Raw genomic sequence first — 23414 nt, forward strand, 5'->3', positions numbered from 1 at the left:
TGAACGTCGTGTCTCGCTTGGAATGCCGTGACCACACCAGACATGATGAGGAAAATATGACGGCAAAACCCTTGTATCGACGTGTCTTGCTGAAAGCGTCGGGCGAGGCGCTGATGGGCGAGCAGCATTTCGGCATCGATGTGTCCGTGGTCGACCGTATCGCTTCCGACATTGCCGAGGCGAGGGCGCTTGGCGTCGAGGTGGCCGTGGTCATCGGCGGCGGCAATATCTTCCGCGGCGTTGCAGTTGCTTCGAAGGGTGGCGACAGGGTCACAGGCGACCATATGGGCATGCTGGCGACCGTCATCAATTCGCTGGCGCTGCGCACCTCCCTGGTCAAGCTCGGCGTCGAAGCGGTGGTACTTTCGGCCATCGCCATGCCGGAGCTCTGCGAAAGCTTCTCGCAGCGCCAGGCGACTGCCTACATGAACGAAGGCAAGGTCGTGATTTTCGCCGGCGGCACCGGCAACCCGTTCTTCACTACTGATTCGGCCGCCGCCCTGCGTGCCGCCGAGATTGGCGCCGATGCGCTGTTCAAGGGAACGCAGGTCGACGGTGTCTACTCGGCCGATCCCAAGAAAGACCCTACCGCGACGCGTTTCGATCGCATAACCCATGACGAAGTCATCAAGCGCGGGCTTTCGATCATGGATACGGCCGCAATTGCGCTTGCGCGCGAAAACAACATCCCGATAATCGTCTACTCGATACACGAGCAGGGCGGTTTCGGCGAAATTCTCAAGGGCGGTGGCCGCTGCACGGTCGTCGACGACATATAAACTGCAAGGACTGACCTTGTAATCCAGAGGTCAAGGAGAAGAAAAGATGAGCAACGGGGCAGATTTCAACGACATCCAGCGGCGCATGGACGGCGCGATCAACGCCTTCAAGCACGATCTGGCCTCGCTGAGGACCGGCCGCGCGTCGAGCAATCTTCTCGATCCGATCCAGGTCCAGGCTTACGGCACGGCGATGCCCCTCACGCAGGTCGCCACTGTTTCGGTGCCGGAGCCGCGCATGATCTCGGTGTCCGTGTGGGACAAGTCGATGGTCGGCGCTGTCGACCGCGCCATTCGTGAATCCAATCTTGGTTTCAATCCGATCGTGGACGGCACGACCTTGCGCATTCCCCTGCCGGAACTCAATGAGCAGCGCCGCAAGGAACTGGTCAAGATCGCGCATAACTATGCCGAAAATGCCCGCGTGGCCGTGCGCCATGTGCGCCGCGACGGCATGGACCATCTCAAGAAAGCCCAGAAGGACGGCGATATCAGCGAGGATGACTCGCGTGTGCAGTCCGACAAGGTTCAGAAGCTGACTGACGATACGATCAGCATGGTCGATAGCCTGCTGACAGGAAAAGAAGCCGAGATTATGCATGTTTGAGGCGCGCACGGCATAGCCGGCGGCCCGAAAGCGAACCGATGACAACGCCCGCGCATGTCGCGATCATCATGGATGGAAATGGCCGCTGGGCCAAGGCGCGGGGCTTGCCACGCCTTGCCGGGCACAAGGCGGGCGTCGAGGCGTTGCGCCGCACCGTGCGCAATGCTGCCGATCTCGGCATCTCATGGCTGACGGTTTATGCCTTCTCCTCCGAGAACTGGTCGCGCCCGAAATCGGAAGTCAGCGACCTGATGGGGCTTCTGAAGCTGTTCATCCGACGCGATCTTGCCGAGTTGCACCAGAATGGCGTGCGTGTCCGCATCGTTGGCGAGCGCGCCGATCTCCAGCCGGATATCGCTGCTTTGCTCGATGAGGCCGAATCGCTCACGGCAAACAACCGCGCCATCAATCTGGTCATCGCCTTCAACTATGGCGGTCGCGACGAAATCGTCCGCGCAGCCCGCAAGATTGCCGCGGATGCACTGGCCGGCAAGATTGCACTCGCCGAAATCACATCCGAAACCGTCGCCAAAGCCTTGGATACCAATGATATTCCGGATCCGGACCTCGTGATTCGAACCAGCGGCGAAATGCGCCTTTCCAATTTCCTGCTCTGGCAGGCTGCCTACAGCGAATTTGTTTTCGAGCCTTGCTACTGGCCGGATTTCACCCGGGAGCACCTGGCTGAAGCGCTTCGCCAGTATGCGGCGCGTGAGCGTCGATTCGGCGGCCTGGACGCGCGAGGCGTCGCATCTTGAGCGGCGGCGCTATGAGCAATCTCCAGTTACGGGTGATCTCCGGCATCGTCATGGCTGCGGCAGTGCTGCTCCTGGCGTGGCTGGGTGGCTTGCCGTTTCGGATATTGTCGGCAGCGATTGCCGCCGCAGTCTTCTATGAGTGGTGCGCAATGTCCCGCACATCTGCCAATCCTGCGTATCAGGCGCTTTCGGCGATCCTGTTAGCTGCCGCACTGATTGCGCTCGTGGTCGGTTTCCCGGCCGCGATAGTGTTTGCCGTCCTGGCATGCGCTGTCGTCGCCTCTGCCCTCACGGGGCTAATCCGGGGGCAGGGTACATGGACCACGATCGGCCTTGCCTACGCAGCCCTATCGGGTATTTCGCTCGCTTTCCTGCGCGATGCAGACAGGTCCGGCCTCATGGCGATCCTGTTTTTGTTCGCAACCGTTTGGGCCACCGACATCTTCGCCTACTTCGTCGGGCGCGCTATCGGCGGACCCAAGCTGGCGCCGTCCATTTCGCCGGGAAAGACCTGGAGCGGAGCTATCGGTGGAACCGTTTGCGGCATGATCGCCGGACTTGCGGTGGCTTTCTTTGCCGGTGGCAATTTGTTGACGCTCACTCCCGTGGTGTTTTTGCTCTCTGTCGCCTCGCAGATCGGTGACCTGTTCGAATCATGGGTCAAGCGGCGCCATGGGGTGAAGGACTCGAGTAACCTTATTCCCGGACATGGCGGCGTGATGGACCGTGTCGACGGGCTTGTCGCGGCTGCCTTTGCCCTGTACGTCATCGGCGCACTTCTCGGTGGCGCGGATCATCCGGCCAGCAGTCTGTTTCCGGCCTGAGGCGAAAAAGCCGCGCTGCGATCTTCGCTCGGCATAATGCCTTGGATTCGCCCGGATTCACGTCACACATTCACGGCGCGGGCTTCGCCGAATCTTGTTGAGGGCATTGGGGGCATGGTTTGAGCGAGATACTTCCTGCGGTGTTCGGCGTGAACAGCCTGCTCGTCGGCACCATCATCCCGTTCCTGTTCGTACTGACCGTTGTCGTGTTCGTCCACGAGATGGGGCATTATCTGGTCGGCCGCTGGTGCGGCATAGGCGTGCAGGCCTTTTCCATCGGCTTCGGACCGGAACTCTTCGGCTTCAACGATCGTCACGGCACGCGCTGGAAGTTGTCGGCCATACCGCTCGGCGGATACGTCAAATTCGTCGGCGACATGAATGTTACCAGCGAGCCTGATTCTACCGAGACGGCCAATCTCTCCGACGAAGAGCGCAAGGTAGCCTTCCACACGCAGCCGATATGGAAGCGCGCTCTGACCGTCTTTGCCGGCCCGGCGTTCAATTTCCTGCTGACGATTGCCGTCTTTACCGTGATGTTTTCCGTCTACGGCCGCTTCGTGGCCGAGCCGATGGTCGCCGAGGTGCGTCCCGACAGTCCGGCCGCAAGAGCGGGCATCCTGCCGGGTGATCGTTTCGTCAGGGTCGGCGGCACGCGCGTGGAAACCTTTGCGGATGTCCAGCGCCTGGTTTCGGGGCGCACCGGCGACGCGATCGAGTTCGTGATGCTGCGCGATGGCAAGGAAGTCACCGTCAATGCCACGCCGGAAGTCATGGAACAGAAGGACGCGCTGGGAAACAACGTTAAGGTCGGCGTCATCGGCGTGGTCAATAACGAGCAGGTGGGGCAGCCGCGCGTAATCAGCTACAGCCCGCCAGGCGCCTTGCTGGAGGCGGTCTACGAGACCGGCAACATCATCGCGCGAACCGGTCAGTTCTTTCAGCGCTTCGTCGTGGGGCGTGAGGACAAGTGCCAACTCGGCGGGCCGGTGAAAATCGCCGACATGGCCGGCAAGGCGGCGAAGCTCGGCTTCGAGTGGCTGGTGCAACTCGTGGCGCTTTTGTCGGTCGGAATCGGTTTTCTCAATCTTTTGCCGATTCCGCCACTGGACGGCGGGCATCTGCTTTTCTATGGAGTTGAGGCGGTCATCCGACGGCCGGTGTCGGAGCGGGTGATGGAGGCCTTCTACCGACTCGGTATGCTGCTTGTTTTGGGCTTCATGGCGTTCGTATTCTGGAACGATCTCTTTGGATGCTGAAATCATGAAGAAATTTGCCCCGATGACGGGCGGTATTGAGACGGCGTTTACCATCAATAGCGATATGAGTGACGCGAATGTCACGCTGAATGGCTAAGTAAACGCAAATTAACCAGAAGCCTTGCGTGTAAGGAAAATCCGGTTAATACGGTATGGGAAATTAGCCGCACGTCCGGTTTTTCTCGCCGTGGGGACTTCGAGAAAAAGGTTATATAGCCCTATGAAGGCAGCATCGAGTTTTCTAAACGCCGCGTCTGCGGTGGCTTTGTCCGCGTCGCTGGCAGTGCCGGCGGCTGTGGTTGCGCAGTTCGCCACCGTGTCCGTCGCTTCTGCGGCGGTCATCAGCAGCATCGACGTGCGGGGCAATCAGCGTGTCGAAGCCCAGACGATCCGCGACTATGTGCAGATCCGTCCCGGCAAGGCATTTTCCAATGCCGACCTCGACGAGGCGGTGAAGCGCCTTTTCGCAACTGGCCTTTTCTCCGATGTCCGCATCAATCAGGCAGGCTCCACACTGGTGGTGCAGGTCAGCGAGTTGCAGGTCGTCAATCAGGTCCTGTTCCAGGGCAACAAGAAGATCAAGGACGCGCAGCTTTCCGGTACGGTTCAGTTGAAGCCGCGCGGCACGTTCTCGACACAGACTATGGAGGCGGATGCCGAGGCGATTCGCGAATCCTACCGCCGCATCGGCCGCAACGACGTTGTGGTCGGCACGCAGGTCATGGATCTCGGCGAGAATCGCGTCAACGTCGTCTTCGATATCAAGGAAGGCGACCGCACCAAGATTGCGGCGATCAACTTTATCGGCAACAGCGCATTCAGCAGCCGTCGCCTTGCCGACGTCATCTCGACCAAGAAGTCGACCATCCTGTCCTTCCTGATGCGCGACGACGTCTATGATGATCAGCGTCTCCGGGCGGACGAGGAAGCTCTGCGCCGCTTCTATTACAACCGCGGGTATGCAGATTTCCGCGTTGTGTCGGCCGCTGGCGAACTGGATGAAGCCTCCAACACCTACACCGTGAACATCACGGTTGAGGAAGGCGAAAAATACACCTTCGGCGACGTTTCGGTCGAAAGCTCTATCCCCGAGGTCGATACGGCCGAGCTCCAGTCGCAGCTCAAGACCAGGCAGGGCGCCGTCTACAGCGCCAAGAATGTCGAAGATTCCATCATTGCCGTGACTGAAGACGTGGCGGGCAAGGGTTATGCCTTTGCTCAGGTTACGCCGCGCGGCGACCGTAACTTCGAAAACCACACGATCTCGGTGGTCTACACCGTCGATCAGGGTGCGAAGACTTATGTCGAGCGCATCGAAATCCGCGGCAATGCGCGTACCCGTGACTATGTCATCCGTCGCGAGTTCGACGTCAGCGAAGGCGATGCCTTCAACCAGGTTCTCATCCAGCGCGCGAAGAAGCGTTTGGAAGCGCTCAACTACTTTGAAACCGTCGAAATCTCGACGGCACCGGGAGCTGAGCCCGATCAGGTGGTTCTCGTCGTCGATGTCGTTGAAAAGTCGACCGGCGAGTTCTCGATCGGTGCGGGCTATACGTCGGGAGGCGAAACGCCTGGTCCGTCGGTTGAAGGCTCTATCACTGAGCGCAACTTCCTCGGCCGCGGCCAGTACATCAAGGTGTCTGCCGGTGGCGGCAGCAAGTCGCGCGACTTCATGGTCTCCTTCACCGAGCCCTACTTCCTCGGTCGTCGCATCGCCGCTGGTTTCGATATCTTCCGGCAGACGCGAACCTACGACAAGTATGAGAGCGAGGCGAACGGCGCGACCATTCGTTTCGGCCTGCCGATTACGGAAGCTCTGTCGACGCAGCTTGCGTACAACTTCACGCAGGAAAAATATAACTATCGTGACCGTTGCTTGACGGACGGCGAGTACGATCCGACCAAGAATGATTGCGATGATATCTCCAACGCCATTCAAGAAGGCATTGAGGAAAGTCCTTGGAACAAGTCTTCGGTTTCGGGAACAATTCTCTACAACACCATTGACGATATGAAGAACCCGCATGCGGGTCTCTACGCGACCTTCACGACGGAGGTTGCAGGTCTTGGTGGCGATGCCAAGTTCGTCAAGCTGACGGGGCGTGGTTCCTATTACCAGACCCTTTCGGAAGAGATGGATATCGTGGGCTTGGCTAGCGTCGGCGGTGGCCATATTGCGGGCTACGGAGATGATGGCCTGCGTATATTCGATCATTTCAAGGGCAGCGAGCGCATGATTCGTGGCTTTGAATATGACGGTTTCGGCCCGTACGATGAGCGGACAGGGGATCATCTCGGCGGCACTACCTATTTCAACGCCTCTCTTGAAGCGCAGTTCCCAGTGCCGGTCATTCCTGAAAGCTTCGGTCTGCGCGGTGCCGTATTCGCTGACGCTGCGACGCTTTATGGCAGCAAAATCGATGCTGCGGGTGTTACCGTGGCCGGTAAGGACATGGAGTGGCGCGCTTCGGTCGGTGCCGGTCTTATCTGGGCTTCGCCGTTCGGACCGCTTCGCGTCAACTACGCAGTTCCGGTCGTCAAGCAAGACAATGACGACGTCCAGAACTTCAGCTTCGGTATCTCGTCCCGCTTCTGATCAAGCGGGCCGACACTTCCGGGCCATCGCGCCCGGAAGAGAAGGTGCACATGTCCGATCCGGTTTTCTTCGCGCCGTCACGCCGCTATACGGCACTTGAGATAGCCGGCCTGACGGGCGCGGAGCTTGTCGATTCCAGCTATGGCAAAACGTCCATCTCCACCATCGCTCCTGCGAGCGAGGGTGGGAAGGATGCGCTTGTCTTCATCGAAGGCCGCAAGAACGCCGGCCCGCTGAGGACGCTCAACGCCGCGATACTTCTCTGCACGCCCGATATTGCAGATCAGGCCCCTCCTGGCGTCGCTGTTCTCGTTACGCCAAGGCCGCAGGCAGCCTTTGCCCAGATCGGGCGGCTGCTTTTCCCTGCCGCGGCATCGCCGCCGCCCATGACTGGCGAAACCGGCATTTCACCACGCGCCCATATCGATCCGACCGCCCGTCTCGAATCCGGCGTGATTGTCGAGCCGGGTGCGGTGATCGGCGCTGATGTCGCCATCGGTAGCGGCACGATCATCGCGCCGAACGCAGTCATTGCGCGGTCCGTGCAGATCGGCCGGGATTGTTTCATCGGGCCGAATGTCAGCGTGCAGTGCGCTCTGGTCGGCAATCGCGTGGTCATTCACAGCGGCGCGAGCGTCGGACGTGAAGGGTTTGGTTTCGTCGGCGGTGCAAGCGGGCCGGAGCGTATTCCGCAAATCGGCCGCGTCATCATTCAGGACAATGTCGAGATCGGCGCAAACACCACCGTAGACCGCGGGGCGATGTCCGATACTGTCATCGGTGAAGGCACCAAGATCGATAATCTCGTCCAGATCGCGCACAACGTCCGTATCGGGCGCGGTTGCGTCATTGCGGGACACTGCGGCATTTCCGGCTCCGTCACCATCGGTGACTACGTGATGATGGGCGGGCGCGTCGGCCTGGCCGATCATCTCACCATCGGCAGCGGCGCACGTCTTGCAGCTGCCAGCGGCTTCATGAATGATGTGCCGGCCGGTGAGGTTTGGGCCGGTCTTCCGGCCCGGCCAATGATGGAATTCATGCGTGATGTCGCCGCGATCCGAAAATTATCCTCAAAGCCCAAGAAGGGGTGAGACCATAATGGCTGACAACGCCCCGACCACGCTCGAAGCCGTGGATATTCTAGGATTGATGAAGCTTCTGCCTCATCGTTATCCGTTTCTGCTGGTCGACAGGATCATCGAGATCGACGAGGACAATTCGGCGATCGGAATCAAGAATGTCACCATCAACGAGCCGCATTTTCAGGGGCATTTCCCCGAGCAACCCGTCATGCCCGGCGTATTGATCATCGAGGCGATGGCGCAGACGGCCGGCGCGATCTGCATCAAGAGCCAGAACACGGACAAGCCGTCGCTCGTCTATTTCATGACCATAGACAATGCGAAGTTCCGGCGCCCCGTCGTGCCGGGCGACCGCCTTCACATCCATGTGAAAAAGCTGAAAAAAAGAGGCAATATCTGGCGTTTCGCTTGCGAAGCGATGGTTGACGGCGCAAAGGCTGCGGAAGCGGAAATCTCCGCGATGATGTCGCCGCCCGTGGCCTGACCAGCGAGAATACATGCAGACTGAAACATTCATTCATCCGTCCTCCGTCATTGAAGAAGGCGCCCGCATTGGCGCGGGAGCGCATATCGGCCCGCTCTGCTATATCGGCAGCGATGTCGTCATCGGTGAAAACGTCAGGCTCGTCGGCCACGTCACGGTCATCGGCGCAACAACCATAGGCGACGGTTGCACCGTATGGCCCCAGGCCGTGCTGGGCGGACCGCCGCAGAACACCAGCCACAAGGGTGGCCGAACCACGCTGACGATCGGCAAGAACTGCACCATTCGCGAATTCGTGACCATGCATGTCGGCACCGACAATGCGCGCGGTGCGACCATCGTCGGCGACAACGGCACCTTCCTTGCCTATTCCCACGTCGCCCACGACTGCACCGTCGGCAACAACGTCACACTCACCAACGGCGCTACCCTCGGCGGCCATTGCGAGGTCGGAGACAATGTCGGTATCGGCGGGTTGAGTGCCGTGCATCAATTCGTGCGAATCGGCCAGAATGCGTTTCTTGCCGGCGGCTCGATGTTTGTTGGCGATGTCATTCCTTATGCGATTGCCATGGGCAACCGCGCCAAGCTGCGCGGCCTCAATGTCGTCGGGCTGAGGCGGTCGGGCATGTCCAAGGCAGAGATCATGACCCTTCGGCGCGCCTATAAGACGATCTTCGATCGCGCGCGCCCACTCAGTGAAAATCTGGAGATTGCCCGCGTCGAGTTCGCTGATTCTCCGACTGCGATGAAAATCGTCGATTTTCTCAGCGCGCGCGGCAAGCGTCACTATGCCGTGCCGCCGCTCAAGGGTGCCGTCGATGACGACGCCGACGAGGACTGACCCGAAAATCCCGATAAAGCTTGCGGCCGGTGACAAGGTCGGCATCGTCGCGGGAAGCGGCAGACTGCCGGTCAATGTTGCCGAGCGCCTTACGGTTGCCGGTCATGCGCCATTCGTGGCCTTGATCGAGGGTGAGGCGGACCAGGCCTCGACGCTGACATCTTGCGAACACGAGTATCTCCAGCTCGAAGATTTTGCAGTGCTGGTGCCGACGCTGAAGCGCCACGGCGTTACCCATGTCGTTCTGGCCGGTGGCATTGCGCGCCGGCCCGAGTGGCGCAAGGTCAAACCGCGTCTGGCGCTGCTTGCCATTTTGCCGAGGGCGCTTGCGGCGCTCGCGCGCGGCGACAACGGCCTTTTGAAAGCGCTGGTCAGCGGTCTGGAGGGCTATGGCATGAAGGTTGTCGGTGCGCATGAGATCGTGCCTGACCTGCTCGCAATCGAAGGCCCGATGACAGGCGTGGTTCCTTTGAAATCGGACTGGCGCGATCTGGATGCAGCGCTTGCGGCGGCCCGCACCATAGGCGCGCTGGATATCGGGCAGGGCGCTGTTTCCATCGGCGGCCGTGTCATTGCGCTGGAAGGCATCGAGGGCACAGACGGGCTCCTTGCCCGCGTTGCCGGCATGCGCGGCCACGGCCGCATAGCCGGCAAGAAACGCGGCGTTCTGGTCAAATGTGCCAAGCCGGACCAGGAAATGCGCGCGGACTTGCCGACGATCGGCCCCGCGACCGTCGAAGGCGCGCATGCTGCCGGTCTCGCCGGCATCGGCGTGGAGGCAGGAGGCTCGCTGGTGCTTGACTACGGAGAGATGATCGAGCGCGCCGATGCACTTGGCCTGTTCGTCGTCGGCCTGCCCAAGGGCTCAGGCAAATGACCGCCGCGCCACTCAAGATAGCGATCGTTGCCGGCGAGGAGTCAGGCGATCTTCTTGGCGCCGACATCATCCACGCTTTGCGGAAGGCGACCGGGCGCGAAATCCAGCTTGTCGGCATCGGTGGCCGGCACCTGCAGGCTTTGGGCCTGACACCGCTGTTCGATGGCAGTGATATCGCGTTGATGGGTGTCACGGCGATTCTTCGTGACCTGCCGCGTCTGTACAAGCGCATCGGCCAGACCGCGCAGATGATCGTTGCGGAGAAGCCGGACTGCCTGATCACCATCGACAGCCCGGACTTCACCTTGCGCGTTACCAAAAAGGTCCGCGCAGCCGATCCGACCATCCCGATTGTCCATTACGTCTGCCCGAGCGTCTGGGCCTGGCGGCCGGGCAGGGCGCAAGCGATGCGCCCGCATGTCGATCATGTTCTGTGCATTCTGCCGTTCGAAACCGCCGAACTTGAACGGCTCGGCGGTCCTCCCGGCACCTATGTCGGGCATCGGCTGACACAGGACCCCAACGTTCAGGCCGCCGCCAAGGCGCAGGTTCAACCGCGCGATCTTTCGGACGGTCGTGAAAAGACGTTGCTGCTTCTGCCCGGTTCACGACGAGGCGAGGTGAAGGGGCTCATCGAGCCTTTCGGTCAGACCGTCTCCGCATTGCGTGCACGCGGGCATCGTCTGCGGCTCCTGCTGCCTACGGTTCCGCACGCAGCGGATATGGTCAAGACCGCGGTCGCCGGGTGGGAGCAAAAACCCGAAATCGTTCTCGAACCGACCGGAAAATGGCGGGCATTCGCCGAAGCGGACGCCGCCTTGATCGCATCCGGAACGGTCTCGCTGGAACTTGCGCTTTCCGGCGTGCCGATGGTCTCGAGCTACAAGCTCGACGCCATCGCGCGTTTGATACTGAGCATGGTCACGGTTTGGTCGGCGCTTCTGCCCAATCTTATTGCCGATCGACCCATCGTGCCGGAATTCTACGATCAGTATGTCCGGCCGCAAAATCTCGCCCGGCATATCGAGGCGCTGTTTTCGGACACGGCATTCCGGACCTGGCAGAAGGACGGCTTTGCCGAGGTGGCAAGACGCATGGCAACCGAGCGACCGTCCGGCGAGATCGCCGCGGATGTTGTTCTGGCTGAGATCACCAGGAAAAAAGCCAAATAAAAAGCGCCCCGTAAGGCGCTTTTTTAATGCGGAATGTCTGGACGATCAGCGCTTAGCGATCGGCACGTAATCGCGTTCCGGCGAGCCGGTGTAGAGCTGGCGCGGGCGGCCGATCTTCTGGTGCGGATCCTCGATCATTTCCTTCCACTGGGCGATCCAGCCAACCGTGCGCGCCACGGCAAACAGCACCGTGAACATGGTGGTGGGGAAGCCGAGCGCCTTCAGCGTGATGCCGGAGTAGAAGTCGATGTTCGGATAGAGCTTCTTCTCGATGAAATAGCTGTCGGTCAGCGCGATCTTTTCGAGCTCCATGGCGACATCCAGCATCGGATCGTCCTTGATGCCGAGTTCGCCCAGAACCTCATGCGTCGTCTTCTGCATGATCTTGGCGCGCGGGTCGTAGTTCTTGTAGACGCGGTGACCAAAACCCATGAGGCGGAACGGATCGTTCTTGTCCTTGGCGCGGGCGATGAATTCCGGGATACGGTCGACATGGCCAATCTCGCTGAGCATGTTGAGCGCTGCTTCATTGGCGCCGCCATGCGCCGGACCCCACAGGCAGGCAATGCCCGCCGCGATGCAGGCGAAGGGATTGGCGCCCGACGAGCCGGCGAGACGAACGGTCGAGGTCGAGGCATTCTGCTCGTGGTCGGCATGCAGGATGAAGATGCGTTCCATGGCGCGGGCCAACACCGGATTGACCTTGTATTCCTCACAAGGCACCGCAAAGCACATATGCAGGAAGTTGGCGGCGAAATTCAGCTCGTTCTTCGGATAAACGAAGGGCTGGCCGATGTGGTATTTGTAGGCCATGGCCGCGATCGTCGGCATCTTGGCGATCAGGCGGATGGAGGCGACCATGCGCTGGTGCGGGTCCGAAATGTCGGTCGAGTCGTGGTAGAAGGCCGACAGCGCGCCGACCACGCCGCACATCACGGCCATCGGATGCGCGTCACGGCGGAAGCCGGTGAAGAAGCGCGACATCTGCTCATGCACCATGGTGTGGCGCGTGACGCGGTAGTCGAAGTCGTCCTTCTGCGCCTTGGTCGGCAATTCGCCGTAAAGCAAGAGATAGCAGGCTTCGAGGAAGTCGCCGTGCTCGGCCAGCTGGTCGATCGGATAGCCGCGATGCAGCAGGATGCCTTCATCGCCATCGATGAAGGTGATTTCCGACTCGCAGCTCGCCGTCGAGGTGAAGCCGGGGTCGTAGGTAAAGGCGCCGGTATCCTTGTAGAGCGCGCCGATGTCGATCACGTCTGGTCCGACGGAGCCACTTCGCACCTTGAATTCGTGGGTTTTGCCGCCAAATTCCAGTTTCGCTGTCGATTCGGTCATCGCAAACTCCCTTCAGTTTCTTTCCCGCGTCAAACGCGGTTTCTTGCAACGCAATATGTGAGGCATATCGAAATGCGCGCTTTTGCTATCGCATTTCTCAAGGCGTGCCAAGTTCGGCAGTGATGCTAATGTTGCACCGCAGCAGACGGGTTTCAATGCCCGTCGATGAGGCCAGAACGGCTTAATCGATTTGATCCGAAATGCGTGCCAAGCTTTCTTCGCGACCCAGCACGGCAAGCACGTCAAATACGCCGGGAGAGGTGCTTTTGCCGGTCAAGGCGGCTCGCAGCGGCTGCGCCGCAGCACCAAGCTTCAGCTCGTTGGCGACGGCAAATTCGCGGATAGCAGCCTCGGTCGTGGCCGCGTTCCAGTCATTCACATTTTTGAGAGCATCCAGCGCACCACGCAAGGTGGTGCGCGGTTTTTCGCCGAGCAGAACAGCAGCTTTCTCGTCCATCGCAAGCGGGCGCGCGGCAAACAGGAACGCAGCGCCATCAGCGAGTTCGACCAATGTCTTTGCACGCTCCTTCAGGCCGGGCAGGGCGGCCAGGAGCTGCTTCTTGCGGTCTTCGTTCAGCCCTTCGGAAATCGTTGCGCCGTTCTCGAGATAAGGCAGCGTCGCAATGAAGATGTCGAGCAGTTCTGCGTCATCCATCTTGCGCATATGAAGGCCGTTCAGCGCCTCCAGCTTCTGGAAATCGAAGCGCGCCGCACCCTTGTTGACGTCGTCGATGTCGAACCAGCGGATCATATCGTCGAGCGACATCACCTCGTCGTCGCCATGGCTCCAGCCAAGACGGACGAGATAGTTGCGCAGCGCCGCAGGCAGGTAGCCCATGGCGCGGTAAGCCTCGACGCCGAGCGCGCCATGGCGCTTCGACAGCTTGGCGCCATCCGCGCCATGGATCAGCGGGATATGCGCCATGATAGGCACGTCCCAGCCCATGGCGTCATAGATGACCGTCTGGCGCGCGGCGTTGGTCAGGTGGTCGTCGCCGCGGATGATATGGGTGACGCCCATGTCGTGATCGTCGACCACGACGGCGTGCATGTAGGTCGGGTTGCCATCCGAACGCAGGATGATGAAATCGTCGAGATCCTTGTTGGGAAAGCGAACATCGCCCTGCACGCGGTCGCGCACGATCGTCTCGCCCTCAGTTGGCGCCTTGATGCGGATCGCGCCCTTCACCCCGGCAGGTGCCTCGGAAGGATCGCGGTCGCGCCAGCGGCCGTCGTAACGCGGCGGACGGCCCTCGGCACGGGCCTTTTCGCGCATTTCCGTGAGCTCTTCGGGGGAGGCGTAGCAGTAATAGGCCTTGCCAGCGCGAACCAGTTCCTCCGCTACCTCGCGGTGGCGCAGTGCGCGCTCGAACTGCGATACCGGCTCGCCTTCCCAGTGCAGGCCGAGCCAGGAAAGGCCATCCAGGATGGCGGCGGTCGCCGCATCGGTGGAGCGCTCGCGATCGGTATCCTCGATGCGCAGCAGCATCGTGCCGCCGGTGTGGCGCGCATAGAGCCAGTTGAACAGGGCCGTGCGGGCGCCGCCGATATGCAGATAGCCGGTGGGCGAGGGGGCGAAACGGGTAATGACTGTGTCGGACATTGGACTTCCAGAAGGCAGGGACGAGCCGGCGAGAGCCGAAGATGGCACGCATGGCAATTCGGTAGCGTTCATGTAGCATGGATGGTCAGGGGTGCAAGGGGCAGGGGCAAGTCGGGATAGGCGCGAGATGCGCGCGTGCCGGCCAGGGCCCCGAATTGGGGAAACTCTGGATGGCGCGCGAGACATCCACAGGCGAGGTGAGCGAGCGGGCGCAATTTGCCTATCCGCTTGACGCGCCGCTTGTCTCGCCTCCCTCGCGATCGCCGCCAGCCGAGCCGGCTCCGACACCGCTGGCACCTTGGAAATCTCGACCGCTGCTGTTTCCGGCAGCTTGGCGCAAGACGCTTCATTCCATTCCTTCACGTGCTCGAGCTACGCGATCCTTCGCGACGGCAATCGTCCTGGAACTCGAGCGTGGCACGCCCTTTCTTTTCATTCCGGTATTTCTAGCGCTCGGCGCCATCATCTATTACGGGCTCGAAGCCGAGCCGGATTTCCTGCCGATGTTTGGCGGCAGCGCCGTCCTGTCGGCTTTGCTCCTGCTTTTGCCTTCGCATCACCAACTGCTCCGTTTTGCGACCATGGGCGCATTGATCTGCGTCGTCGGCATGGGGTTTGCCAAGATCGAGACTTGGCGCGCGGGCACCAAGATCCTTGGCTCGGAAATTTCGACTCAACTGACCGGGCGTGTCGCAGGCATCGACCATATGGCCAATGGCCGTGTGCGATTGACCATTGATGTACTGGCAACGGCAAGGCCGACGCTGCGCTACGCGCCGGACCGCGTTCGCGTCTCGGCCCGGAAAATCCCGCCGGGGCTGATGGTCGGATCGGAAATCAGGGGCTCGGTCAAGCTGATGTCGCCTTCCGGCCCCGTGCGGCCCGACAGCTATGATTTTTCCTTCAAGAGCTATTTTGACAGAATTGGTGCAAGCGGCTTTTTTCTGCGTGGGCCTGAACTCGTAGAACCGACTGCTCAGTCTTCCGCCCGCGTTCGCTTCTCCATCTGGGTTGAAAATGCCCGCAATATCATTGCGGATCGCATCCGAAGCCAGATCGGCGGCCCGGAAGGTGAGATCGCGGCCGCTCTTGTGGTCGGCATTCGCGCCGGCATTCCCGAGGACATCAATGAATCGATGCGCCGCACGGGCATCTATCACATCATCTCGATCTCCGGCCTGCATATGGCGCTTGTAGCGGGAACGGTCATGGGGACGCTGCGCGCAGCATTTGCCTTGTTTCCGGGACTTTCTTCGCGCCGGCCGGTCAAGAAATATGCCGCCGCCGCAGCTCTTGTCGCGATCGCGTCTTATCTTTTCATCTCCGGCGGCGAGGTAGCGGCTCAACGCAGCTTCATCATGCTGGCGATCATGCTTGCGGCACTGCTGTTCGATCGCGGCGCGCTCACCATGCGCAATCTGGCGATCTCGGCCATAGTAGTCATTGCGATCTCGCCGCATGAGGTGATCGGCCCGAGCTTCCAGATGTCCTTTGCTGCGACCGCAGCGCTCGTCGGCGCTTATGCCCTGTGGGCGGAAAGGCGCTCGCAAAGGTCAAAACCTTTTGTTCCACCGGGCAATGTGTCGCTGATTGCCGGTTTGACCAGGCGCACGATCGGCTCCGTCGGCGCACTCGCCATGACCTCGATCATTGCCGGGCTCGCGACGACCGCATTTGGCGCCTATCACTTTCAAAGGGTCTCGCCGCTTAGCCTTCTCGCCAATCTCGGCGTCATGCCCGCCGTATCGATCCTTGTCATGCCTTTCGCCGTCGCCGGCTCATTGGCGATGCCGCTCGGCCTGGATGGTCCGTTCTTCTACGTCATGGGCAAAGGGCTGACGGCGATGATCGTCATTTCGCAATGGATATCGGATCGCTCGCCCGTCGATGCGGTCGGGCTGGTTTCGGGGCAATCCCTGGTATTGCTCACCGTCGCGCTGGTGATTGCGACCATGGCATCCACATGGCTGCGACTGCTGGCGGTGCCTTTCACGCTCGCTGGAATGCTGCTTCTGGCAGACGTTCGGGCGCCCGACATTCTCGTCTCGGAAGATGCGAGACTGGTGGCTGTACCGGTCGATGATGAAAATCTCGCAGTCAACCGCGCGCGGCCGAACGAATTCACGATCGAAAACTGGAAGCGCGCGCTGTTATCGGAAAATCTGATCAAGCCGGTCGATACGATTAACGATGCCGGCAAGAAAAAGCCAAGCCGGGAAGGGCGTCGTAATTCGTCGAACGGCACGTCCTTCGATGATTCCGCGGAAAATGAAGCAGCCGGTCTTGCATCAAGCGATACGACTATTTCGTCCGAACAATCTCCCGGAAAGCTGGCGAACTTGCTCCCCGCTGGTTTCGACTGCCACGATGGTCTTTGTCTGGCGACGCACCGATCCGGCGCGATTATCGCACACGCCGCCGATTGGCGTTCCGCGCGGCGCGCCTGCGATTATACGAGCCTTATCGTGGTCGACGACGCGACAGCCGAGGATGTCTGCGAGGAACCGGTGCCACTTGTCGTCACCAAACGCGAACTGGCCAAATTCGGCAGTGCCGCCATCTATCTGAATGGAGACATTTCAGAGCGACGCGCCGAAATCCGCTTTGCGCTGACACAACCGTATCGCCCCTGGCATACGCAGCGAGCCTTTTCTCGAGAGGCGCGCGGGTTGTCGCCATATCAACTAAGAGAAAGTAAGCCGGCGAACAATCAGTTCAAAAAGTCCAGATACTCAAATTCGCGAAGCGCCAAACCGTAACCTGGCGGCGCCGCGCATCATCAGTAGCGCCGGATCAATCCCACCAGCTTGCCCTGGACCTTCACGCGGTCAGGTCCGAAAATCCGCGTTTCATAGGCCGGGTTTGCTGCCTCCAGCGCAATCGATGCGCCCTTGCGGCGGAAGCGCTTGAGCGTGGCCTCCTCTTCATCCACCAGCGCAACGACGATTTCGCCGGGATTTGCCGTGTTGGCATTTCGGATGATGACCGTGTCGCCGTCAAAAATGCCGGCCTCGATCATCGAATCGCCTTTGACTTCAAGGGCGTAGTGCTCGCCGCCCATGATCATCTCCGGCGGCACGGAGATGGAATGCGTCTTGTGCTGGATGGCCTCGATCGGCACACCGGCGGCAATCCGGCCCATTACCGGGATTGATACAGCGGACCCGACATCGTCATTGCCGGCCACAGGGCTACGCGCAGGTTCCGGCCGACGGCCGAGGCTTCCTTCGATGACGCTCGGCGAGAATTTCGCGCGCTGCGGCGCCAGCCCGGGAGCCATGGAATCGGGCAAACGCAGAACTTCGAGCGCTCGAGCACGATTCGGTAGTCGGCGAATGAACCCGCGCTCTTCAAGAGCCGTGATCAACCTGTGGATGCCGGATTTCGACGCAAGGTCCAACGCTTCCTTCATTTCATCGAAGGAGGGGGGGATTCCGGCTTCTTTCATCCTCTCGTGGATGAACATTAGAAGCTCGTGTTGCTTGCGCGTCAGCATGGCCACCCCCGAAGAATCAAATCAAAAACAAAACCAGAACAAACACTATCTGTTCCATTTGTGTTCTGCAACCGTTTAAATTTTAATGAATATATTAACGTGGTGGAAACAATACGCGAACACTCCGACTTTGGAGACTCTCGACCGAACAGGAGCGGAACGAAAGTCTCTGAAGCTTCAGGTCAGCGAATTTTCAGGACGGTGCACGGCGCGCCGGCCTCAGCCGCCGGCGCAAAAGGCTCGCGGATAATCAATGCATTGGCCTCGGTGAAGGTCCTCAGCATCGAGGAGTCCTGGATCTCGAATGGCGTCGCAACGAGCCCGGTGTCGTCGTCTCGAAGAACGGCGCGCACATAGTCCTGACGCAGATCGTTGGCCTGCATCGCCGTGCCGAGGAACGCCTCATGAATGTCCGGCACATGGTGTCGCCCGCCAAGCCGCGCCAGCAGCGGCTTCAGGAACAGATGCGAGCAGACGAGGCTCGCCACCGGATTTCCGGGCAGGCCGATGCAGCGGGTGTGTCCAAGCCTGCCGAACATCAGCGGCTTGCCGGGCCGCATTGCAATCTTCCAGAAATCGAGGGTTACGCCTTCCTCGGTCAGCACGTCGTGGATGAAATCGTGGTCGCCAACCGATGCGCCGCCCAGCGTCACGATCACGTCAGCGCCGGCCTCCACGGCGCGCTTGATCAGCGCCGAGATGGCCTCCTTGCGATCGGGCGCGATGCCGAGGTCGAGCACCCGTGCGCCAACCGATTCGGCGATCGCTGCCACGCCATAGCTGTTGGAGGCGATGATCTGGTCGGGGCCTGGTTCGCTGCCCGGCGGCAAAAGCTCGTCGCCGGTGGCGATGATCGCCAGCAGCGGTTTCTTCACGACCGGCAGGCGAGGGTGATTGGCCGCTGCCGCCAGGGACAATGCGCCGGCATCCAGAACCCTGCCTTTTTCAAGCAGCAGGTCGCCTGTGGAAAAATCGAGACCCTTGCGCCTAATGTGCCGCCCGGCATCAACCGTTTCGGTGACCTCAACGGTCTTGCTATCGAGTTTGCGGGTATTCTCCTGGATGACGATGGTGTCGGCACCGTCCGGCATCGGCGCGCCGGTAAAGATGCGCACGGCCTGATGCGGCTCTACTTTGCCGGCAAAGCGCCGCCCGGCCGGAGCTTCGCCGATGACATTCAGCGTTGCCGGGACATTGGCGACGTCAGCACTGTGCACCGCATATCCGTCCATGGCGGATGCGTCGAACGGCGGCTGCGTGCGCAGCGCTCGGACAGGTTCGGCCAGCACACGGCCTGCAGCCTCGGCCAAGGGCACAGACTCTGCATTGCCGGGACCGGCGCCATCGAGCAGGCGTTGCAGGGCGTCGGTGACCGGCAGAAGCGCCATCTCTATGCACCAGCCCGGTAATCGCCGGATTTGCCGCCGGTCTTCTGAACCAGTCTTATGCCGGAAATGACCATGCCGCGATCGACGGCCTTGGCCATGTCGTAGATGGTCAGGCAGGCGACGGAAGCCGCAGTCAACGCTTCCATTTCGACGCCGGTTTTGCCGGTCACGCGGGCAAGTGCGGTCACGCGCAGGCCGGGCAAGGAATCGTCCGGCTCGATATCGACCGAAACCTTGGTCAACAGCAGCGGATGGCAGAGCGGGATGAGCTCATGCGCCCGCTTGGCCGCCATGATGCCAGCGATACGCGCCGTGCCGAGCACGTCGCCCTTCTTGGCATTGCCCTCGCGGATCAATTTCAGCGTCTCGGGCAGCATGGTGACAAAGCCCTCGGCGATCGCCGTGCGCTCGGTTTCAGCCTTTTCGCCGACATCGACCATATGCGCCTGGCCTTCGACGCCGAGATGGGTGAGGGCGGGTTTGGCGCTCATGGCCTAGCCGTTTACCGCTTGCGCGGACTTGCCGGTGAGCAGCGCCCGCGTTGCCGCCGCCACGTCCTGCTGCCGCATCAGGCTCTCGCCGACCAGGAATGTGCCGATGCCGAAGTGCTCCAGCCGCCGGCAATCCTCATGGGTGAAGATGCCGCTTTCGCCGACCAGCAGGCGGTCGTCGGGCACCAGTGACGACAATCTTTCGGATGTCTCAAGGCTCGTCTCGAAGGTGCGCAGGTTGCGGTTGTTGATGCCGATCAGCCGCGAGGACAGTTTCAGCGCCCGTTTCGTCTCGGCCTCGTCGTGCACTTCGATGAGCACGTCCATGCCGAGCTCGAATGCAGACTCCTCAAGCGCCTTGGCATCGTCGTCGGTCAGGCTCGCCATAATGACCAGAATGGCATCCGCGCCCCAGGCGCGCGCTTCATAGACCTGATAGGGTTCGAACATGAAATCCTTGCGCAGGGCCGGCAATGTGCAGGCAGCACGCGCGTGGGTCAGGAATTCAGGTGCGCCCTGGAAGGAAGGCGTGTCGGTCAGCACCGAAAGGCAGGCTGCACCTCCTTCTTCGTAAGCCTGCGCCAGCGCTGGCGGATCGAAATCCGGACGAATCAATCCCTTGGAGGGGCTCGCCTTCTTGATTTCGGCGATCAGCGCGAAGCCGCCGGCATCCCGTTTTGCCTGCAAGGCAGCGTGAAAGCCGCGCGGCGCATCGGCGTCGCGGGCGCGTGCCTTGAGTTCTGCAAGCGGTGTGCGGGCCTTGGCGGCGGCGATCTCGTCGCGCTTGTAGGCCTCGATCCGGGTCAGAATATCGGCCATCGCTCTATCCGTTCGAAACTTTTACCAGCGCGTCGAGGACGCCGAGCGCGCGGCCATTGTCGATCGCCGCTGCGGCAGCTTTCACGCCGTCGGCAAGCGTCGCGGCCTTTCCGGCAATCACCAGTCCTGCACCGGCATTCATCAGCACCGTATCACGGTAAGCACCGGGCGCACCCGATAGCATATCGCGCAGCGCCTTGGCGTTGAAGGCCGCGTCGCCGCCGCGCAGATCGTCCTTGCTGTGCCGCTTGAGACCGAATTGCTCAGGCGTCAAAACGAAACTCGTCAAAGCGCCACCGGCAAGTTCGGCCACATGCGTTTCGCCGGTCGTGGTTATCTCGTCATAGCCGTCGCCATGGACCACCCAGACATGCTCGCCGCCAAGCGCCTTCAGCGTCTCGGCAACCGGTTGCACCCATTCGGGTGAAAACACGCCGACCATCTGGCGGGTGACGCCGGCCGGGTTGGAGAGAGGGCCAAGGATATTGAAGATCGTGCGGGTGCCGAGTTCGACGCGCGTCGGTCCGACATGGCGCATCGCGGGATGATGCGCCGGCGCGAACATGAAGCCGACGCCGGCTTCGCGAATGCAGTCGCCGATCGCCTCCGGGGTGAGATCGATCTTCACGCCGAGCGCGATAAGCACATCGGCCGCGCCCGTCTGCGAGGACAGGCCACGATTGCCATGCTTGGCCACTGGCACGCCGCAACCGGCGATGACGAAGGCCGAGGCGGTCGAGATATTGACGCTGTGCGAGCCGTCCCCGCCGGTGCCGACGATGTCGACGGATCCAGCGGGCGCATCGACCCGCAGCATCTTTGCGCGCATCGTTGCAACGGCGCCGGAGATTTCATCGACGGTCTCGCCGCGCACGCGCAGTGCCATCAGGAAAGCGCCGATCTGGCCGGGCGTGGCTTCGCCCGACATGATGATGTCGAAGGCTTCCTTGGCCTCCTCGAAAGTCAGGGCCGCTCCCGTGGCGACCTTGGCGAGATGCGGTTTGAGCGTGGTCATCGTCAGAAGGCGAGTGCCTGGGTGACGGCGTTTCGGTTGATCTCGACGGTATACTGCGTCTGCAACCGCGCCACCAACTGGTCCAGAAAATCGTCGGACATGCCGGCTGCAAACTGCTTGCGCGCATCCTCGGGCACGGTGTCGGCGCCTGCGCCGGCAGGCTCGAACACCTCGGCAACCCTGAACAGGATCTGTGCATCCCCGGCCGGAGCCGGGAACACGCCGACGCCGTTTTCGCCTACGCCAAAGGCTGCAGCGACGCCCGGCTTGCCGAAATCAGCGTCGTCCGCCTCGCGCTTCAATCCACGCTTGGTCTGCTTTTCCTGCGACAGTTCGCTTGCCAGCGTGTCCAGTGAGGTGCCGTCCTTGATGCGTTTTTGAAGTTCCGCGCCCTTGGCGGCGAGCCGTGTCGCCGTTTCCTGCTTCGTCCAGTCGGCAACGGCCTTTTCGCGCACCTCATCCAGCGTGCGATCGCGGGCTGCGGTGACGCTTTCGACCTCGTAGAAGACGTAGCCGCTCGAGCCAATGGTCACGGGCGGGTTCTCGATGCCGGCGTCAGCCTGGAATACGGCCTGAATCAGTTCGCGCGACTGGGGCAGTGTGTTGACGATCGAACCATCCGGACGCAGGGCAGCACGGTCGATAGCGTCGATGGTCACGACCTTGAGCTTCAGCTTGTCGGCGGCTTCCTTCATCGATTCGCCATTGGCGCGGGCATCCTCATAAGCGTCGTGCGTCTGGATCAGAACGCGGCTGGCTTCCGTCAGCGCCAGGTTCTTGCGAATTACGGCAGACAGTTCGGCGAGCGGCTTCTCCACGGCAGGCTTGATTTCGGTGACGCGCAAAAGCACCGGGCCGAACGTGCCTTGCACGACCGGGCTCACCTCGTTGGCGCCGAGCGCGAAGGCGGCATCCGCCACGGCCTTGTCGGCAATCCGGTCCTTGGCGACGGTGCCGAGAAGCGTGTCGGCCTGCGTCTTTCCTTCGGCAGCCACGACCTTGTCGAAGGTCGCACCGCCCTTGATCGAATCAAGTGCGGCGTTCGCCGCCTCCGGCGTCTTGAAGACCAGTTGCTCGATCGTCCGGGTTTCCGGCGTGGTGTAGCGCGCCTTGTTCTTCTCGTAATCCTCGCGAATTTGATCGTCGCCCACCGACGCCTCGTCGGCAATGTCGGCAGGTTCGAGTTTCACATAGGAGATCTTGCGGTATTCAGGCGCTGCATAGGTCTTCTTGTTTTCTTCGAACCATTTCGACAGCACATCCTGCGATGGCGCGGCGATCGGCTCGACCAGCGACTTGGGCAGAGACAGATAATCGACGGTGCGATCCTCGCCCTGGTAGAGCGCGTAAGCGCGCAGGAACGTATCCGGTGCTTTCATGCCGTCGGACACCGCCTCGACGATCTGCTGGCGGATCGCCACCTGGCCTCGCGAAGCGAAATAGTCGTCCGGACGCATGCCGACCTGTCGCAGCACATAGTCGAACTGCTGGCGGTTGAAGCGGCCGTCCGGTCCCTGGAATGCCGTATCCTCGGCGGTCAGGGCTGCAAGCCGGTCCTTGGAAAGGCCGAGGCCCATCTTGCGCGCCTGTTCGTCCAGCACAGCACCGGCAACGAGCTGCGCCAGGACCTGATTGTCTATGCCGAATGCAGTTGCCTGTTCGCGGGTGATGCGCTGGCCGAACTGCTGCGACAGCGCATTGATCTGCCGGTCATAGGCAAGACGGTATTCATTGACGGAGACCGATGTGCCGCCGGCGGTCAGCACCTTGTTGCCGCCACCGCCACTCATCATTTCCCCGGAAATGCCCCAGACGGCAAAGCTGACAACCAGCATAAGAAGCAGAAGCTTCGCAACCCAGGTTCCAGCGGCATTTCGCAAGCTATTGAGCATGATCGGTTCCGGTCTTGGCGTATTTAGGCGTGTTTGGTGTCTGAACGAAGGGCAATAGCGTCCTTCCGCCTCACTGTCGATTGCTTTGTG

General features: G+C 61.1%; 20 protein-coding genes. 12 read left to right on the forward strand and 8 right to left on the reverse strand.

The features are described from left to right. Positions 1–56 precede the first annotated feature (56 nt). The 11 genes from pyrH (at position 57) to lpxB (ending at position 11285) form a co-directional block, all read left to right on the forward strand. A complete protein-coding gene (pyrH, locus tag WBQ96_RS23040) occupies positions 57–779 on the forward strand; it encodes a UMP kinase (RefSeq protein ID WP_336552625.1) in 723 nt (240 codons plus the stop codon). A 46-nt stretch (positions 780–825) separates the two neighbouring features. Further along, complete coding sequence (frr, locus tag WBQ96_RS23045) at positions 826–1386, forward strand: ribosome recycling factor (RefSeq protein WP_336552627.1); 561 nt, start codon at positions 826–828, stop codon at positions 1384–1386. Positions 1387–1424: 38 nt separating this feature from the next. After that, complete coding sequence (locus WBQ96_RS23050) at positions 1425–2144, forward strand: isoprenyl transferase (RefSeq protein WP_442920853.1); 720 nt, start codon at positions 1425–1427, stop codon at positions 2142–2144. Between the two features lie 11 nt (positions 2145–2155). Then, positions 2156–2968, forward strand: coding sequence for a phosphatidate cytidylyltransferase (locus WBQ96_RS23055; protein WP_336552631.1), 813 nt, complete (start codon positions 2156–2158; stop codon positions 2966–2968). A gap of 119 nt (positions 2969–3087) precedes the next feature. Next, entirely contained in the window at positions 3088–4227 is a 1140-nt protein-coding gene (gene rseP / locus WBQ96_RS23060) for an RIP metalloprotease RseP (RefSeq protein WP_336552633.1), read from the forward strand. Between the two features lie 220 nt (positions 4228–4447). After that, positions 4448–6823 carry an outer membrane protein assembly factor BamA gene (bamA, locus tag WBQ96_RS23065; protein ID WP_336552634.1) on the forward strand — a complete coding sequence of 792 codons (2376 nt, stop codon included), beginning with the start codon at positions 4448–4450 and terminating at the stop codon, positions 6821–6823. 50 nt (positions 6824–6873) lie between these two features. Continuing rightward, positions 6874–7917: a UDP-3-O-(3-hydroxymyristoyl)glucosamine N-acyltransferase gene (gene lpxD / locus WBQ96_RS23070; protein WP_336552636.1), complete on the forward strand. Its 1044-nt coding sequence runs from the start codon at positions 6874–6876 to the stop codon at positions 7915–7917. Positions 7918–7924: 7 nt separating this feature from the next. Further along, positions 7925–8392 carry a 3-hydroxyacyl-ACP dehydratase FabZ gene (fabZ, locus tag WBQ96_RS23075; RefSeq protein WP_091916815.1) on the forward strand — a complete coding sequence of 156 codons (468 nt, stop codon included), beginning with the start codon at positions 7925–7927 and terminating at the stop codon, positions 8390–8392. A gap of 13 nt (positions 8393–8405) precedes the next feature. Continuing rightward, entirely contained in the window at positions 8406–9236 is an 831-nt protein-coding gene (lpxA, locus tag WBQ96_RS23080; RefSeq protein ID WP_336552639.1) for an acyl-ACP--UDP-N-acetylglucosamine O-acyltransferase, read from the forward strand. Continuing rightward, complete coding sequence (locus WBQ96_RS23085; protein ID WP_336552641.1) at positions 9214–10113, forward strand: LpxI family protein; 900 nt, start codon at positions 9214–9216, stop codon at positions 10111–10113. The genes lpxA and WBQ96_RS23085 overlap by 23 nt, the downstream gene beginning before the upstream one ends. After that, the gene (gene lpxB, locus WBQ96_RS23090) at positions 10110–11285 is read left to right on the forward strand and encodes a lipid-A-disaccharide synthase (protein ID WP_336552643.1); all 1176 of its coding nucleotides are present in this window, start codon (positions 10110–10112) and stop codon (positions 11283–11285) included. Before WBQ96_RS23085 ends, lpxB begins: the two co-directional genes overlap by 4 nt. 45 nt (positions 11286–11330) lie before the next feature. Here lpxB and gltA read toward each other — a convergent pair whose 3' ends face one another. Both gltA and gltX read right to left on the reverse strand, forming a co-directional pair. Next, a complete protein-coding gene (gene gltA / locus WBQ96_RS23095; RefSeq protein ID WP_336552645.1) occupies positions 11331–12620 on the reverse strand; it encodes a citrate synthase in 1290 nt (429 codons plus the stop codon). Between the two features lie 181 nt (positions 12621–12801). Beyond that, a complete protein-coding gene (gene gltX, locus WBQ96_RS23100) occupies positions 12802–14223 on the reverse strand; it encodes a glutamate--tRNA ligase (RefSeq protein WP_336552647.1) in 1422 nt (473 codons plus the stop codon). Positions 14224–14393: 170 nt separating this feature from the next. On the opposite strand from gltX, the gene WBQ96_RS23105 reads away from it, so the two are divergent. Beyond that, positions 14394–16982, forward strand: coding sequence for a ComEC/Rec2 family competence protein (locus WBQ96_RS23105; RefSeq protein ID WP_336552649.1), 2589 nt, complete (start codon positions 14394–14396; stop codon positions 16980–16982). Between the two features lie 20 nt (positions 16983–17002). Here WBQ96_RS23105 and lexA read toward each other — a convergent pair whose 3' ends face one another. The 6 genes from lexA to WBQ96_RS23135 all read right to left on the reverse strand — a co-directional run bounded on the left by lexA (position 17003) and on the right by WBQ96_RS23135 (position 23324). Beyond that, positions 17003–17719 carry a transcriptional repressor LexA gene (gene lexA, locus WBQ96_RS23110; RefSeq protein ID WP_336552651.1) on the reverse strand — a complete coding sequence of 239 codons (717 nt, stop codon included), beginning with the start codon at positions 17717–17719 and terminating at the stop codon, positions 17003–17005. A 182-nt stretch (positions 17720–17901) separates the two neighbouring features. Next, on the reverse strand, positions 17902–19107 hold the full coding sequence (locus tag WBQ96_RS23115) for a molybdopterin molybdotransferase MoeA (protein ID WP_336552654.1): 1206 nt from the start codon (positions 19105–19107) through the stop codon (positions 17902–17904). A 2-nt stretch (positions 19108–19109) separates the two neighbouring features. Beyond that, positions 19110–19598 carry a cyclic pyranopterin monophosphate synthase MoaC gene (gene moaC / locus WBQ96_RS23120; protein WP_336552656.1) on the reverse strand — a complete coding sequence of 163 codons (489 nt, stop codon included), beginning with the start codon at positions 19596–19598 and terminating at the stop codon, positions 19110–19112. A gap of 3 nt (positions 19599–19601) precedes the next feature. Then, positions 19602–20417, reverse strand: a complete 816-nt coding sequence (trpC, locus tag WBQ96_RS23125) for an indole-3-glycerol phosphate synthase TrpC (RefSeq protein WP_336552657.1) — start codon at positions 20415–20417, stop codon at positions 19602–19604. Positions 20418–20421: 4 nt separating this feature from the next. After that, the gene (gene trpD, locus WBQ96_RS23130; protein ID WP_336552659.1) at positions 20422–21432 is read right to left on the reverse strand and encodes an anthranilate phosphoribosyltransferase; all 1011 of its coding nucleotides are present in this window, start codon (positions 21430–21432) and stop codon (positions 20422–20424) included. 2 nt (positions 21433–21434) lie between these two features. Further along, a complete protein-coding gene (locus WBQ96_RS23135) occupies positions 21435–23324 on the reverse strand; it encodes a peptidylprolyl isomerase (protein ID WP_336552661.1) in 1890 nt (629 codons plus the stop codon). Positions 23325–23414 lie beyond the last annotated feature (90 nt).

Source organism: Mesorhizobium sp. CCNWLY176, from assembly GCF_037153935.1.
GTDB lineage: Bacteria > Pseudomonadota > Alphaproteobacteria > Rhizobiales > Rhizobiaceae > Mesorhizobium_M > Mesorhizobium_M zhangyense.

Coding starts and splice junctions, on each gene's coding strand:
- pyrH (WP_336552625.1), top strand. CDS start 57: ATGACGGCAAAACCCTTGTATCGACGTGTCTTGCTGAAAGCGTCGGGC.
- frr (WP_336552627.1), top strand. CDS start 826: ATGAGCAACGGGGCAGATTTCAACGACATCCAGCGGCGCATGGACGGC.
- WBQ96_RS23050 (WP_442920853.1), top strand. CDS start 1,425: ATGACAACGCCCGCGCATGTCGCGATCATCATGGATGGAAATGGCCGC.
- WBQ96_RS23055 (WP_336552631.1), top strand. CDS start 2,156: ATGAGCAATCTCCAGTTACGGGTGATCTCCGGCATCGTCATGGCTGCG.
- bamA (WP_336552634.1), top strand. CDS start 4,448: ATGAAGGCAGCATCGAGTTTTCTAAACGCCGCGTCTGCGGTGGCTTTG.
- lpxD (WP_336552636.1), top strand. CDS start 6,874: ATGTCCGATCCGGTTTTCTTCGCGCCGTCACGCCGCTATACGGCACTT.
- fabZ (WP_091916815.1), top strand. CDS start 7,925: ATGGCTGACAACGCCCCGACCACGCTCGAAGCCGTGGATATTCTAGGA.
- lpxA (WP_336552639.1), top strand. CDS start 8,406: ATGCAGACTGAAACATTCATTCATCCGTCCTCCGTCATTGAAGAAGGC.
- WBQ96_RS23085 (WP_336552641.1), top strand. CDS start 9,214: ATGACGACGCCGACGAGGACTGACCCGAAAATCCCGATAAAGCTTGCG.
- lpxB (WP_336552643.1), top strand. CDS start 10,110: ATGACCGCCGCGCCACTCAAGATAGCGATCGTTGCCGGCGAGGAGTCA.
- gltA (WP_336552645.1), bottom strand. CDS start 12,620: ATGACCGAATCGACAGCGAAACTGGAATTTGGCGGCAAAACCCACGAA.
- gltX (WP_336552647.1), bottom strand. CDS start 14,223: ATGTCCGACACAGTCATTACCCGTTTCGCCCCCTCGCCCACCGGCTAT.
- WBQ96_RS23105 (WP_336552649.1), top strand. CDS start 14,394: ATGGCGCGCGAGACATCCACAGGCGAGGTGAGCGAGCGGGCGCAATTT.
- lexA (WP_336552651.1), bottom strand. CDS start 17,719: ATGCTGACGCGCAAGCAACACGAGCTTCTAATGTTCATCCACGAGAGG.
- WBQ96_RS23115 (WP_336552654.1), bottom strand. CDS start 19,107: ATGGCGCTTCTGCCGGTCACCGACGCCCTGCAACGCCTGCTCGATGGC.
- moaC (WP_336552656.1), bottom strand. CDS start 19,598: ATGAGCGCCAAACCCGCCCTCACCCATCTCGGCGTCGAAGGCCAGGCG.
- trpC (WP_336552657.1), bottom strand. CDS start 20,417: ATGGCCGATATTCTGACCCGGATCGAGGCCTACAAGCGCGACGAGATC.
- trpD (WP_336552659.1), bottom strand. CDS start 21,432: ATGACCACGCTCAAACCGCATCTCGCCAAGGTCGCCACGGGAGCGGCC.
- WBQ96_RS23135 (WP_336552661.1), bottom strand. CDS start 23,324: ATGCTCAATAGCTTGCGAAATGCCGCTGGAACCTGGGTTGCGAAGCTT.